Annotated in this window: 12 protein-coding genes and 1 pseudogene; 8 read left to right on the forward strand and 5 right to left on the reverse strand. The window is 55.1% G+C overall.

Features of this window, described 5'->3' with window-relative positions; translation table 11 throughout:
• Nucleotides 1–2: 2 nt before the first annotated feature.
• Complete coding sequence (locus tag KUO20_RS14535; protein ID WP_235040551.1) at nucleotides 3–959, reverse strand: zinc-dependent alcohol dehydrogenase family protein; 957 nt, start codon at nucleotides 957–959, stop codon at nucleotides 3–5.
• 24 nt (nucleotides 960–983) lie between these two features.
• A pseudogene (locus KUO20_RS14540) lies at nucleotides 984–2,427 on the reverse strand (aminotransferase-like domain-containing protein).
• Between the two features lie 167 nt (nucleotides 2,428–2,594).
• Between KUO20_RS14540 and KUO20_RS14545 the strand changes: the two are divergent.
• Together KUO20_RS14545 and KUO20_RS14550 are read left to right on the forward strand one after the other, a co-directional pair.
• A complete protein-coding gene (locus KUO20_RS14545; protein WP_235040552.1) occupies nucleotides 2,595–2,780 on the forward strand; it encodes a DUF1127 domain-containing protein in 186 nt (61 codons plus the stop codon).
• Nucleotides 2,781–2,792: 12 nt separating this feature from the next.
• Nucleotides 2,793–3,665 carry a PhzF family phenazine biosynthesis protein gene (locus tag KUO20_RS14550; RefSeq protein ID WP_235040553.1) on the forward strand — a complete coding sequence of 291 codons (873 nt, stop codon included), beginning with the start codon at nucleotides 2,793–2,795 and terminating at the stop codon, nucleotides 3,663–3,665.
• Nucleotides 3,666–3,735: 70 nt separating this feature from the next.
• On the opposite strand, the gene KUO20_RS14555 is transcribed toward KUO20_RS14550, so the two are convergent.
• Nucleotides 3,736–4,014, reverse strand: a complete 279-nt coding sequence (locus KUO20_RS14555) for a PAAR domain-containing protein (protein ID WP_337926495.1) — start codon at nucleotides 4,012–4,014, stop codon at nucleotides 3,736–3,738.
• Between the two features lie 119 nt (nucleotides 4,015–4,133).
• Nucleotides 4,134–5,186 carry a class I fructose-bisphosphate aldolase gene (locus KUO20_RS14560; RefSeq protein WP_235040554.1) on the reverse strand — a complete coding sequence of 351 codons (1,053 nt, stop codon included), beginning with the start codon at nucleotides 5,184–5,186 and terminating at the stop codon, nucleotides 4,134–4,136.
• A 256-nt stretch (nucleotides 5,187–5,442) separates the two neighbouring features.
• On the opposite strand from KUO20_RS14560, the gene KUO20_RS14565 reads away from it, so the two are divergent.
• From KUO20_RS14565 to KUO20_RS14590, 6 genes are all read left to right on the forward strand, one after another.
• Nucleotides 5,443–6,501, forward strand: a complete 1,059-nt coding sequence (locus tag KUO20_RS14565; RefSeq protein WP_235040555.1) for a FecCD family ABC transporter permease — start codon at nucleotides 5,443–5,445, stop codon at nucleotides 6,499–6,501.
• Nucleotides 6,498–7,283 (forward strand): ABC transporter ATP-binding protein, encoded by a 786-nt coding sequence (locus tag KUO20_RS14570; RefSeq protein ID WP_096277632.1) that lies wholly within the window; start codon nucleotides 6,498–6,500, stop codon nucleotides 7,281–7,283. The genes KUO20_RS14565 and KUO20_RS14570 overlap by 4 nt, the downstream gene beginning before the upstream one ends.
• Nucleotides 7,284–7,316: 33 nt before the next feature.
• Nucleotides 7,317–8,474: an ABC transporter substrate-binding protein gene (locus tag KUO20_RS14575; protein ID WP_235040556.1), complete on the forward strand. Its 1,158-nt coding sequence runs from the start codon at nucleotides 7,317–7,319 to the stop codon at nucleotides 8,472–8,474.
• A gap of 47 nt (nucleotides 8,475–8,521) precedes the next feature.
• Nucleotides 8,522–10,675, forward strand: coding sequence for a TonB-dependent siderophore receptor (locus KUO20_RS14580; RefSeq protein WP_235040557.1), 2,154 nt, complete (start codon nucleotides 8,522–8,524; stop codon nucleotides 10,673–10,675).
• 133 nt (nucleotides 10,676–10,808) lie between these two features.
• Nucleotides 10,809–12,029: an FAD-dependent urate hydroxylase HpxO gene (hpxO, locus tag KUO20_RS14585; RefSeq protein WP_235040558.1), complete on the forward strand. Its 1,221-nt coding sequence runs from the start codon at nucleotides 10,809–10,811 to the stop codon at nucleotides 12,027–12,029.
• Between the two features lie 98 nt (nucleotides 12,030–12,127).
• Complete coding sequence (locus KUO20_RS14590; RefSeq protein WP_235040559.1) at nucleotides 12,128–12,754, forward strand: LysE family translocator; 627 nt, start codon at nucleotides 12,128–12,130, stop codon at nucleotides 12,752–12,754.
• 14 nt (nucleotides 12,755–12,768) lie between these two features.
• On the opposite strand, the gene KUO20_RS14595 is transcribed toward KUO20_RS14590, so the two are convergent.
• Nucleotides 12,769–13,389 carry a TetR/AcrR family transcriptional regulator gene (locus KUO20_RS14595; RefSeq protein WP_235040560.1) on the reverse strand — a complete coding sequence of 207 codons (621 nt, stop codon included), beginning with the start codon at nucleotides 13,387–13,389 and terminating at the stop codon, nucleotides 12,769–12,771.
• Nucleotides 13,390–13,465 lie beyond the last annotated feature (76 nt).

Here is a 13,465-nt window from a genome sequence, read left to right on the forward strand (position 1 = left end):
CGTCATCGCCCGAGCGTTGATAAGTCCAGAAGCACTTTCTGGCTAGTCGGGCGAAGCGCGCTCTCAACTGCTTGCCTCCATTCCTGACCTGGGAACACTTGATAATCAGGCATCTCAAATTGGGTTAACAGCTCCCAAACAGTCAAAAATTTTTGCTGCCAAGTTTCTGCGGACATTCTGGCCAAGCTATCGCGTAGGTGAAACCTTTTATAGTGAGCGCAAGGTTTGGAATCCAATTGAATTGCCTGCCCCGTCAATAGCCCATAAGCGATAAAACTCGTTCCCGGTGCCATCCGTTGCAATATTTTTGCCGCAATTGGCCCTCCTAAAGCGTCAAACACCATGTCTGACTCACGAGCTATATATGAGATCTGCGATGCGTCTTGGATAGATACCGGTTTGATACCGAGCTGTTCCAGACGAGCAACCCGACTCTCAGAGCGGTATATGCCGACGACTTCCCTAGCGCCATGCTGATATGCCCATGCCCCAAGATAGTCAGCGCAATTGGAACCCGCTCCACTGAGAAGTACACGCTTTCCCTCGACAGGCCAGTTTCCAAGCATGGTCAGGGCAGCCAAGGGGTTAATGTAAGCTCGTGCGGCAACGGCGTCAGGAATGAATTTGGGGACGGGGATTGCGAGTGCCGCATCACAATCTAGAACTGTCTGCCAAGTACCTTCGCTTCTTAATGGAAGCACTCGCTTTCCGATCAGAGAGGCATACTGTTTAGGTGCATCAATAACGCGCCCCACTCCTTCGTAGCCAGCGACAGCGGGTAGCATTATACGATGCGAGTACGCACCGCTAATTGGAATCAAATCAGATGGATTCACGGGAGCACATAACATCTTCACTCTGAGCTTGCCCTCGCCCTTGGGTGGAACTTCCGCTGTTTCCATGTGCAATGTTTCAAGCGGCTTTCCGAATGACCGGTAGGTAAGAGCATGACGATGCATGGACACCTCGAATGATGAATTAATCTAGGAAGTACCCACCGCATGCAACTGGGCTTCTTCTACCATTTCGGTGGCAAACTCGCCCACCGTACGCACGGCCGCTTCGATTTCAGGAGTTAGCGTAAACGCATAGTTCAAGCGCAGACACTGGCGAAATTTTCCAGAAGCTGAAAACAGTGACCCTGGTGCCACGTGAATTGCACGCTGGGCTAATCGCTCGTTAAGCTTCACGCAGTCCACCGCAGCGGGTAGCTCCACCCATAGCAAAAAGCCCCCCTGTGGATAGCTGATGCCCGCCCCCTTCGGGAAATAGCGCTGAACCCAGCTAATCATAATATCTCGCTGGCGCTGATACTGACGGGTGACATAGCGAAGATGGCGCTCGTAATGCCCTTTGGCGACAAACTCCGCCACCGCCAGCTGCGGTAACGTGGCCGACGCGCCGGTGGAGACATACTTCATATGCAGCGCCTGATCACGATAACGGCCCGGCGCGAGCCAGCCCACCCGCAGCCCTGGCCCTACCGTTTTAGAAAAGCCGCTGCACAGCATCACGCGCCCATCGTCGTCGAACGACTTCACCGTACACGGCCTCGGGTTGGTATAGGCGAGATCACCGTAGATATCATCTTCGATAATCGCCACATCAAACCGCTGGGCTAGCTGAAAAAGCGCCCGCTTTCGCGCCTCGGGCATGGTGTAGCCCAATGGATTATTGTGGGTCGGCGTCACCTGTATTGCACGGATAGGCCACTGCTCTAGCGCCATTTCCAATGCTTCTAAGCTGATACCGGTTTGCGGGTCAGTGGGGATTTCCAGCGCTTTTAAGCCAATGGCCTTGAGAATTTGCATGGTGCCGTAAAAGCTTGGGGAATCCACCGCGACCACATCGCCTGGCTGGGTTAAGGTGCGTAGCGCTATAGACAGCGCCTCTTGGCACCCGGTAGTCACTATCACGTCGTCAGGGTGCAGTAGGCAACCAGAGGTAACGCCCAGCCGAGCCACCTGCTGACGCAGCTCGGGGCTGCCGCTCAGCTTGTCGTAATTGAATCCCATTAAGTCATTATGGCGGTGCAGGCTGGCAAGAATTTTTGACAGCGGCCCGCAGCGTCTCATACTCAAGGTTCGGCACGCCACGCCCAAGCAACAGCCGCGCATCATCGCGCTGAGTGGCAACGAGTTCCAGCACCTGATCCCATTGAGAAACGTCCAACGGACGTTGCGCGGGTCGCGACATGGACGGCAGAACTGACGGCACCCTGCTCGGCAACACGAAATAACCCGATTTAGGCCGTGACTCAATCAGCGCCGCATCCATCAATTGCCGATACGCCTCCTGAGCAGTGGAAATACTAACGCTCAACTCTTTGCAGACCGCGCGAATTGAAGGCAAGCGATCGCCCACACGGTAAATGCCGTGCTCAATGCGCTCCTGCAATACATTGGCAACCTCTTCATAACGCGTCATGGCAGTGCCTCATCCCCATCGCGACAACAATACAGATTGCTATTTATAGCGCATACAGAGTGACAAAACACTTCATCTGTATCTTGATAATATAAATTTCTATATCTGTATCTTGATAGCGACGCTGAGTAACCTGATCAAGCATATCGCATTCAAGGGGCATCGCCATGCTACGCATCAATCTTACCCAGCTTCGCTACCAATTAAGCACCACGTTTCGCCAATACCATCAGCGTCGTCGCAGCCGCCGCCAACTGCTGACACTTGATGACCGGCTGCTAAAAGATATCGGCATTACTCGGGAGCAGGCGCAAAAAGAAGGCCATCAAGCATTTTGGAAACGCTCACCTTAGAGGGAGAACGGCATGAAAACTGTTGAGTACTATTTACTGGATGTATTTACCGACCAACCGTTTACCGGCAATCCATTGGCCGTCTTTCTGGAGACCGATGGGCTGGCGACCAACACTATGCAGGCGCTGGCCAACGAGCTTAATCTTTCTGAGACGGTGTTTTTATGCACTGCCACGGATACAAACGTCTATCCGATGCGGATATTCACCCCGACCAATGAGCTGCCTTTTGCAGGCCATCCCACGGTAGGCACCGCACACCTGCTTGCGGAGCTGAAGCTAGTGAACCGAGCGCAAGGCGTTGTATTACAGCCTCCCGTCGGCAAACTGGCGGTGAGCTATAAACAAGGTAGAGCAACCTTTACCACCGCCAAGCCAGCTGCAGTCACAGGCTGCACATTTGATCGTATCACTGCTGTTGAGCTACTTGGTCTGAGTATTCACCAGGTTATTGGTAATCCGGTGACATCCTCCTGCGGGCTGCCTTATCACTTGATTGAACTGACCGACATAGCAGCGTTAGAGAGCGTACACATCGCTACAGCCACCTGGGCAAGTGCTGTCGCACCTAGCAGTGCAGAGCAGATTTATCTGTATGTGATTGAACAACACGACGGGGCAGAGACGGTTGTTTACAGTCGCATGTTCTGTATGCACGCCAGTATCTGCGAAGACCCCGCTACCGGTAGCGCCGCAGCTGCCTTAACAGGTTATTTAGCTTCTCTTCAGCCAAATCCTCTGCGCTTGAAAATTCATCAAGGCGTTGAAATGGGGCGACCCAGCGTTATTTACACTGCCGCCAATGGCGAGATCAATCACGGCCTTGTGACGGTGGGCGGTAACGCAACGGTGGTGGGTAAGGGCATGCTTTATCTAGAGCGCTAATCGCTATAAAAGAACAGCCATACCGAGCACCGTTATAAAGGCATTCGACTACTCTGTAATGCGAAGATAACTACTTACCAATAATGACCGTTCCCGACCCGGTGGTTACGACATTACCGTGGGCACCAACACTGCTTAGAACCGCGGCCGGTTTACCGTTGACGAACACGGTGGGCGAAACTTCGTGAGTAATAGGACTGCCACAAGCAGATTTATCGTCTAATCTTGCGGCAGACAACCCATCGTAAAAAACATCAGGCGATCCACTTACCAACGGATTTTTGCCGTGCCCCGGTATAGGACACGCGGTAAGGTCAGTAATACGTGCTGCTGGCTTTCCACCCATCATGTAGCTCCTTAAGCGTATGCCGTTTTAAACATCTCAATAAGACGATTATTTAATATTAAGTAATATTCATCAAGTTTGCCTATCCTCACTTAAGGCCTACGGTTCACACTTAACAAGCATCAAGCAACCGTCACTTCTTTGGAAAGATAGACATCCTGAATCGCATGCAGCAGCTCAACGCCTTCCTGCATCGGTTTCTGGAATGCCTTACGCCCAGAAATCAGGCCCATTCCCCCCGCACGCTTGTTAATAACCGCCGTGCGTACTGCATCGCCAAGATCAGAGTGTCCTTTGGAGCCACCGCCGGAATTAATCAAACCCGCACGCCCCATAAAGCAGTTGGCTACCTGATAGCGTGCCAGATCAATGGGATGGTCAGTCGTCAGCTCGCTATACACTTTATCGTGGGTATGCCCGAAGCCAACCGCGTTGTAGCCGCCGTTATTCTCAGGCAGTTTCTGTTTGACGATATCCGCTTTAAGGGTGGCGGCCATGTGATTGGCTTGACTGGTGAGGTCAGCAGAGGCGTGATAATCGTTGCTACCCTGTTTGAACTCAGGATTACGCAGATAAGCCCATAATACCGTCACCATCCCCAACTGGTGGGCGCGCTCGAAAGCTTCGCTAATCTCCATGATTTGCCGACGACTCTCGTGAGAGCCAAAGTATATTGTCGCCCCCACTGCCACGCAGCCCATGTCGTGGGCCTGCTCCACATCGGCAAATAGCGTCTGATCGTATATCGCCGGGTAGCTCAAGGTTTCGTTATGATTGAGCTTTAACATCATTGGAATCTTATGGGCATAACGTCGCGCTACGGAAGAGAGAACGCCTAGCGTTGAGGCCACACCGTTGCAGCCCCCTTCGAGGGCCAGCTCAACGATATTAGCCGGGTCGAAATAGCGCGGGTTAGGCGCGAAAGAGGCGCCTGCCGAGTGCTCAATGCCCTGATCTACCGGCAGCAGGCTGAGATAGCCAGTGCGTGCTAAGCGGCCATGATTAAAGAAGCTCTGCATATTACGCAATACCGCCGGGCTGCGGTCGCTATCGGCCATCACACGATCAATAAAATCAGGGCCAGGAAGATGCAGGTCCTCTCGACGAACCCCCTGGCACGTATGGTTAAGCAAGCTATCGGCGTCACTGCCTAGTAGAGCGGCGATGTCGGTCATGGTGAACTCCTTGATACTTGTTTGTAACAAAAGGTAAGCGAAAGCCAAATACTGCATCAATAGCGCCTATCGCTTCAATAAAGCCTATTCCTTCAATAGAACATAGGGGAAGCAGCACAGCAATCAGGCGACGCTAGGTTTCCCTGCGGTTGACAAAGCTACGACTAAAGAATGAGAATACAATCACGAATGAGTTTTAGTCGCAAATAAGACCAAGCTTGTTAACTTTGTGCCCTCACCTGGAAACACCCTCACAATGCCCGCCTCTTCGCCGCTTGCTGCTCCGTTGGCATCCACCTATCGGCGCTTTATTGTTACTCGTTTGCTGATTGTCGCGGGATTAGCCATCGCGTTAGCAATATCGCTGCTCGCTGATATCGCCAGTGGCCCAGCGCATATTCCGCTTAATGATTTAATCGCACTGCTATTGGATGCCCATGCTCAGGGGCCGATTCAGCAAGCCATTGTCTGGGAAATCCGCCTCCCTGCCGCACTCATGGCAGTGCTGGTAGGCGCAGCGCTGGGGTTGGCAGGGGCAGAAATGCAAACGGTGCTGAATAACCCGCTGGCCAGCCCGTTCACGCTGGGCGTTGGTGCGGCGGCCACCCTAGGTGCTTCGCTAGTCATTGTTTTTAATCTCACCTTGTTTGGTTTAAACACTCACTACGCCACCGCTTTAATGGCATTTATGTTCGCGGCGGCGTCGATGTTGACCATCAATGCTTTATCGCGTCTCTACGGCGCCAGCCGTGAGATTATCGTGTTATTCGGTATTGCGTTGGTGTTCGTACTCAACGCACTGGTCGCACTTTTGCAGCTCATCGCGAGTCCCGATGCGCTACAGCAACTAGTGTTCTGGACGATGGGCAGCCTCTCACGCGCTTCTTGGGACACGGTGGCCATCGTGGCAGTGGTATTAGCTATTTGCATGCCTTTCTCGTTGCGCAGCGCCTGGGCGATGACGGCACTGCGCTCGGGTGATGAACATGCGCGCAGCTTCGGGATTGCGGTTGAGCGTTTGCGACTTATCTCACTACTTAGAGTGAGCCTGCTCGCCGCTGCAGCAGTCGCGTTTGTGGGCACCATTGGCTTTATTGGGCTTGTCGGCCCGCATATGGCACGCCTGGCATTGGGTGAAGATCATCGCTTTTACTTACCGGGCAGCGCTTTGGCGGGGGCGCTGGTGCTGTCGCTAGCATCTATCGCCAGTAAAACGCTGGTCGATGGGCTGGTGCTGCCTGTGGGCTTGGTAACCTCGCTGGTAGGCATCCCCTTCTTTATGGCGCTAATCATGCTGCAGGGGCGCGCGCGATGAAAGCAGGCTTTACGCTCAGCAACGTCACGACCGGCTACCGCAAACGACGCGTTTTCGAGCAGCTAAGCTTGCCCACACTGCCACCCGGTTCGCTGGTCGCAGTGCTGGGGCCCAATGCGGTGGGTAAATCGACCCTGTTAAAAGCCATCGCGGGCTTACAGCCAGCCAGCGGACGTATGCAGCTTAACGACATCGACCTCACCACCCTCAGTGGCGCCGCGCGAATGCGTCATGTGGGCTATCTGCCGCAAACGCTCCCTCAGGCCACCACGTTAGTGGCCTACGAAGCGGTGCTGAGCGCCTGTCGCGCCGTGCGTCCCGACCTAAGCCGTACAGAGATAGACACGTTAATCGAGCGCGTTTTCGATGCGCTGGCCATTCGCCCGTTAGCGTTGCGCCCGTTGAGCGAGCTCTCCGGCGGGCAGCGTCAGATGGTTGGCCTAGCTCAGGCGATCGCCCGCCAGCCCGCGCTATTACTGCTAGATGAGCCCACCAGCGCACTAGATTTGCGCTGGCAGCTGGCGCTGATTGATACCGTGCGCTCGGTGATAGCGGAGCGTCAGGCAGTCTGCCTAATGGCTATTCACGATATCAACCTCGCCCTACGCTTTTGTGATCAAGTGCTGCTATTTGGTAACGGGGGGCTACTGGCTGCAGGCGATCCTCACGAGGTGATCACCCCCGACGTGCTGCACACCGCCTATGGGGTCGAGTCACGGGTCGAGCGATGCTCGCTGGGGCGGCCACTTGTGCTCAGTGATCGCGTCAGCGAGCCGTTGTGATGTTTATCAGCAACCATAATTTAGGATAAGCCGATGCGCCGCTTGGTTATTAATCTGTTGTGCTGGATGAGCCTGTTAAGCGCTGCTGCTTGCTGGGCAGCCGACTCACAGTCGGACGCTTCTAAAGACTTTCCTAAAACACTGACTGACCTCGCCGGCCGTCAGGTGACGCTGTCAGCAGCGCCAACACGCTTGTTCCTTACCCAGCCACGCCAACTTTACGCCTTGGCAGCACTGCTAGATGACCCAACACCGCGCTTAGCGGGCTGGGCCTATCCGCTGTCGGTATTTGACTCCGCCATGGCTCAACGCTTTACCACCCAGTGGCCTGCGCTTGATCAACTGCCCGCTCTTTCAAGCGCGCCGACACCTCAGCTCGATAGCGAAGCGCTGCTTAATCTGGCCCCAGACTTAGTGCTGTTTGATCTCTCGCGCGCTAGCAGCTTCGAAGGTTCTCCGCTGGCGCAGCTACTAGACGAGCTAGGTATTGCCTATCTGTTTATCGACTTTAACCGCCACCCGCTGGAGAACACGCCCAAAAGCCTTGCGCTTTTAGGCGAGGCATTGAATGCGATGCCCCGGGCCGGCGCGATGATTGCCCTGATTGAACAACGCTTGGCACGTATCGACCAGGGCTTGGCAGATCTGACGCTGGCGGAACAGCCCCCCGACGCCCCCACCGTCCTAATCAATGTCGCCCCTGGAGTGAAAGTTGACTGCTGCCGTACCAATCTACGCACCGGGCTAGCCGACTTAGTGGCCCGAGCAGGTGGCGAGAATATCGCTGATGCATTAATCCCCGGCGCATCGGCAACGCTGAGCAACGAGTGGGTGCTCAGCCACCCACCCGACGTCATCCTCAATACCGCGGGGCAGTGGGCAGCGAGTGATGGCGTGCGCGTTGGGCTTGATATCAGTGCTGATGATATTAGCCAGGATTTGCGGCATCTAAGCCAATCGCTTCCCGGCTGGGAGCATCTTAACGCCGTTCAGAATGGACAGCTGTATGCGCTATGGCATGGTTTTCATCAGGGCCCCTTCGCCATTGTAGCGCTTGAACGTATCGTCCAATGGCTCTATCCCGAACACTTCACTGACCTGGATCCGGCCGCCACCTTCGATGCGCTACTGCCTATCACGCCAGCGCTAAGTCACGAGGATCACTTCTGGGGCGCACTCAACGCCCAATAATCCTTGGCCCACCACCCACTCTGACAATAACAGGATCTGTATCAACCATGCTCCGCTCCCGAACCTTTGCACTGTTTTCGCCACTGCTACTGCTGAACCCACTGCCCGATGTCTATGCACAACAGGTCTACGCGCAACAGGTCTACGCGCAACAGGTCTACGAACAACAGGCCAATGAGACCGCGCCAGAAACACTGGTCGTCACCTCAGATCGGCTCACTGACGTGGCACCGCAGAGCTATCGTGCTCAGCGCTCAAGCCTTGCCAGCAAACAGCCAGTCTCGTTTTTAGAAGAGGCCCGCGCCGTGGAGACCGTCACCGCCCAGGTGATGGCCGACCATGATATCGACAGCTTGGACGAAGCAATGGCGATGGTTGCAGGGGTGACCGAAGGCAATAATATGGGGGGCACCGAGGACGGCTATATCAAACGCGGCTTCGGCAGCAACAGCGATGGTTCGATTCTGATCGACGGCATTCGCCAACCGCGCGGCACCTTTTCTATGGCGACGGTGGATCATGTCGAAGTGCTCAAGGGGCCCGCCTCGCTCTTTCAAGGCCAGCAAGACCCTGGCGGAGTGATCAACCTGGTCACCAAACGCCCTGAGTACGTGTGGCAGCGCGAGATCAGCGCCGAAGCCACCTCCCTGGGTGGCGGCAATGCCAGCGTTGATGTCACCGGGCCACTGGCGAATACCGGCCTGGCGTTCCGGTTTATTGTCCATCATGAAGATGAAGACTCATCGCGCGTTTTTGGTAATGATCGACGCACGATTATTGCCCCTTCGCTGCGCTGGGAAGGCCGCGACAGCCGCGCGCAGATCGCGTATGAGTATCGCGACTACGACTTGGATCTGGATCGCGGCACGGTAATGATCGACGGAGAACCCGCCAAGGTACCTAGTAACCGCCGTTTCGACGAAGCCTGGTCACGGGTCTTCGGTCACGACGAAGCCGTCACCGCCTGGTGGGAACAGGATATTAACCACGACTGGTCAACACGGCTCACCTACGGCTGGAACCGCCGGCAGTACAACGACGGCCAACCGCGAGTACTCAGCGTTAACGAGCAGAGCGGTGCACTAACACGTCGTGCAGATGCGAATGAAGGTTATGACCGCCGCGTACAGTACACCGCCTGGGATACTACCGGCACCGCCACTCTGGCAGGCATGCGCCATGATCTCACCGTGGGCATTGACCACGAACGCCGCCGCGACTATTTAGCAGAGGTATATCGCAGCGACTCCGTCACCGATCAAAATATATTCGACATTCGCTATGGTGGCCTGAACCTGGATAGCGATAGCCTTAACGCCTCACGCAGCAACCGCTTGGATGAGGTTAATACCACCGGCGTTTATCTCAATGATCGCTGGCACTTCAACGACCGCTGGACGCTGGGGTTAGGCGGACGCTATACCCACTACGAGCAGTTTGGGGGCCGTGGTCAGGACTTCATCACCGAGACGGATACCAGCGACGATATTTTCCTGCCCTCAGTCAGCCTGCTGCATCGCCTGACCCAGGATACGTCCGTTTATGCCAGCTACAGCGAAGCGTTTGTGCCCAATGGGGCAGACAGCGATACCGGACAGGCGCTGGCCCCTGAACACAGTATGGGCAGCGAAATCGGCGTGAAGCACCTATGGAACGATCAGTTCTCGTTGGCCGTTGCGCTGTTCGATATCCGTAAGGAAAATGTTGCCGTCTCCGACAACGGTGTGACCCGCACGGTAGGCGAAGCGGGCTCACGGGGTGTGGAGCTAACGGTTTCAGGCCAGTTAACCGATCAACTTTCACTACTAGGCGCTTACGCCTATACCGACACCGAAGTACTCAAAGATACCCAAGACACCCAGGGCAACCGGCTGACCAACGCTGCACGCCACACCGTCAGCCTCTACTTGGCGCACGACTTAACAACCGCGCCTGGACTGGGCAACTGGCGCTTAGGTGGCGGGGTTCGCTATGTGGGTGAGCGTGAAGGTGATGCTGACAACAGCTTCCAACTAGACGCCTACACCGTCGCTGATGCGTTTATCGGCTGGGACACTCCGTGGCTAGGCGATAACCTGCACCTGCAAGTCAATGCCAAGAACCTGTTCGACACCACTTACTATCCTTCAAGCGGGGGCAACACACGGGTAGTGGTCGGCGACCCCCTAGAAGTCAGCCTACAGGCGTCGGTTAGGTTTTGAAGCCTGGGTAAATAATGGCTGATTTGGCACTATGATTGCTTATACATTAAGGTTTAACGCTGTATACAGTTAGCGGTAACAGCTGATATGAAGCGTTAGCCGTTGTGCCTTCTCATTTTTCAAGGAGCTCGCTATGTCCCGCCCTCTGACTACGCCTCTCAATATTCTCGTTATCGGTGCGGGCATTGGCGGGCTTAGCACCGCTCTCGCTTTCCAGCGGCAAGGGCATCAGGTCACGGTGGTTGAACGCGTAGCAACGATGAGGCCTGTAGGCGCTGCGCTTTCGATATGGTCTAACGGCGTGAAAGTCATGCATCAACTTGGCCTTGGTAACGCCATTGAAAGCTTAAGTGGCAACATCACCCAGATGCGCTATCTCACGCATGACGGTCAATCCTTAACCGATTTTAGCCTGGTACCGCTATTTGAAGAGATTGAGCAGCGTGCATGCCCTATTTCCCGCGCCGCCCTACAACAAATGCTGCTAGATGCGGTAGGCACCGAGCATGTGCAGTTTGGCCGCCGCTGTCATGATTACACGCTAACGCAAGACGGTGTATCTGCGCATTTTGACGATGACGAAAGCCTGCACGCCGACTTATTAGTCGTCGCGGAAGGTACCCATTCAAAGCTACGCAGCAAAGTCGTGGGGCATCCCGTTGAGCGCCAATACGTGGGTTATGTGAACTGGAATGTACGCGTGCCCGTTGATGATGCCTTGGCACCGCAGAGTCACTGGGATCAGTATGTCGGCGACGCGAAGCGTGTCTCGTTTATGCCCATGGGTAACGGGGGCAATGCCGAAGGCGCGCAGGAATTCTATTGTTTTCTTGATGTGCCGCTCCCCGCAGGCACCACCAACGACCCCAGCCACTATCGCGATGAATTACGCGCACACTTTGCAGGCTGGGCTGCGCCGGTGCAGGCACTTATTGAACGCTTCGACCCTGCGCGCATGGCGCGTGTGGAAATCTACGATATCCCCCCGCTTGATTCACTGACCGCACCGCGTGTTGCCCTTCTAGGGGATGCCGCTCATGGCATGGCACCCGACCTTGGCCAAGGCGGCTGCCAAGCCATGGAAGACGCCTGGGTGCTGGCTAACGTCGTGCAGCGAGCACTTGAAGAACATGCCGATACCCCATCAGCCATTGCCAGCGCCTTGAAGCAGTACGACGTACAACGCGTTAGCCGAGTGGGTGAGATCGTCCAGCGCGCCCGCAAGCGCGCGGAGATGATTCATGGGCACGACGCCGCCCAAACGCAAGCCTGGTACGACGAACTCAAGCACGAGGATGGTCAAGCCATTCTTAAAGGGTTGAAGACAACGGTTACCAGCGGGCCACTTGGCTAGTGCAATGCTAACGTTCAATAGGTGCTGGCTTGCCATCAGCGCTTAGATAGGTACCGGTCGTCTGACTAACCGACTTTATCCTCTTAGGAGATATACCCATGCCACTTTCTACCTGGCTGCTGTTTGTTGCCATGGCGCTGGTCAGCATTGCGAGCCCTGGGCCCGCTTTTTTAGTCGCGGTGCGTAATGGCATGGCCGGTGGAACTAAGCGTGTCGCGCTTTCCTCGCTGGGGAATATCATTGGTCTGCTAATGCTGGCAAGCGCAGCCGTGTTGGGGTTAGGCGTGATATTAAACGCCTCAGAAATGCTGTTTAGTCTGCTGAAGTTTGGCGGCGCTGCTTACTTAATATATCTGGGCATTCGCCAGTGGCGCAGCCAACGCTCACTGGCGGTACCGTCCACCGCTGCCAAGCCCACTCCCCAATGGCGCATTTTCAGCGAAGGCCTGCTGGTCGCCATGAGCAACCCAAAAGCGATCCTGTTTTTCACCGCTTTGTTTCCACAGTTCTTAGATACACAGCGCGCACTGCTTCCACAATTTTCCATGATGGTATGCACCTTTATGGTGCTTTCATTCGCCACCTTAATGGCCTACGGCGGGCTCTCGAAACATCTCACTCGCTGGCTGAGCAATACACGCCGCGTAAAGTGGGTCAATCGCATCATGGGCAGTGCTTTTATCGGTTTAGGCGTATCGATTTTACGTATGCGCCAGCCCATCTAATCGCCGGCCAATACTCATACCGTCAGCCCAATCCCTCTTAAAATCATCGTAGTCACTGACTGCACGGCTTTTTCAAACTGCAGGTCGTCTAGCGGTTGGTCATCGTTGAGTAGGTAGATTTGGTAGTCAAAGTCGGCGTAGTGCTGAGTGGACGCCCAGATCATATAGAGTAGATAGGAAGGCTCGACAGGGTGGATCTGGCCTGACGCGACCCACTCACTAATTTTCGACTCTTTGAGCTTTGCCCATTCGTAAAGGTTGTCGCGCAGGCGCTCTTTAAGGATCGGTGCGCCCTGCATGACTTCGGCCGCCCATACTTTGGAGCCGTGGGCGCGATTGCGGGAGTGGGTCATCTTGGCGCGAATGTAAGTAGAAAGCACCACGCGAGGATCATCGTAGAGTTCAAAGCAGAGCGCATCCTGCTTCCATATTTCCAGCAGCTCTAGCAATACCTCCTGGTAAAGCGCTTTTTTAGTGGCGAAGTAGTAGTGCACGTTGGACTTGGGAATATCAGCCAGCTGTGCGATTTCTCCCATGGAGGCACCGGCATAGCCTTTTTCAGCGAACAGTTGCTCCGCGGCCTGGAGAATCTTCTTAACGTTGGTCTGGCGAATTTCGTCCTGGGTTCTTGCCACGCTGCACTCGTCCCTTACGTCGAAGATAGGCACAAAAAAGCACCGCCGGAGAGCGGCGGTGCTGAGAAGATCTCCT

This window comes from Vreelandella profundi, from assembly GCF_019722725.1.
Classification (GTDB): Bacteria; Pseudomonadota; Gammaproteobacteria; order Pseudomonadales; family Halomonadaceae; genus Vreelandella; species Vreelandella profundi.

Bases quoted from the DNA above. Each gene is read 5' to 3' on its own strand.
- hpxO (WP_235040558.1), top strand. From the start codon at position 10,809: ATGTCCCGCCCTCTGACTACGCCTCTCAATATTCTCGTTATCGGTGCG.
- KUO20_RS14550 (WP_235040553.1), top strand. From the start codon at position 2,793: ATGAAAACTGTTGAGTACTATTTACTGGATGTATTTACCGACCAACCG.
- KUO20_RS14560 (WP_235040554.1), bottom strand. From the start codon at position 5,186: ATGACCGACATCGCCGCTCTACTAGGCAGTGACGCCGATAGCTTGCTT.
- KUO20_RS14555 (WP_337926495.1), bottom strand. From the start codon at position 4,014: ATGATGGGTGGAAAGCCAGCAGCACGTATTACTGACCTTACCGCGTGT.
- KUO20_RS14590 (WP_235040559.1), top strand. From the start codon at position 12,128: ATGCCACTTTCTACCTGGCTGCTGTTTGTTGCCATGGCGCTGGTCAGC.
- KUO20_RS14570 (WP_096277632.1), top strand. From the start codon at position 6,498: ATGAAAGCAGGCTTTACGCTCAGCAACGTCACGACCGGCTACCGCAAA.
- KUO20_RS14545 (WP_235040552.1), top strand. From the start codon at position 2,595: ATGCTACGCATCAATCTTACCCAGCTTCGCTACCAATTAAGCACCACG.
- KUO20_RS14535 (WP_235040551.1), bottom strand. From the start codon at position 959: ATGCATCGTCATGCTCTTACCTACCGGTCATTCGGAAAGCCGCTTGAA.
- KUO20_RS14565 (WP_235040555.1), top strand. From the start codon at position 5,443: ATGCCCGCCTCTTCGCCGCTTGCTGCTCCGTTGGCATCCACCTATCGG.
- KUO20_RS14580 (WP_235040557.1), top strand. From the start codon at position 8,522: ATGCTCCGCTCCCGAACCTTTGCACTGTTTTCGCCACTGCTACTGCTG.
- KUO20_RS14575 (WP_235040556.1), top strand. From the start codon at position 7,317: ATGCGCCGCTTGGTTATTAATCTGTTGTGCTGGATGAGCCTGTTAAGC.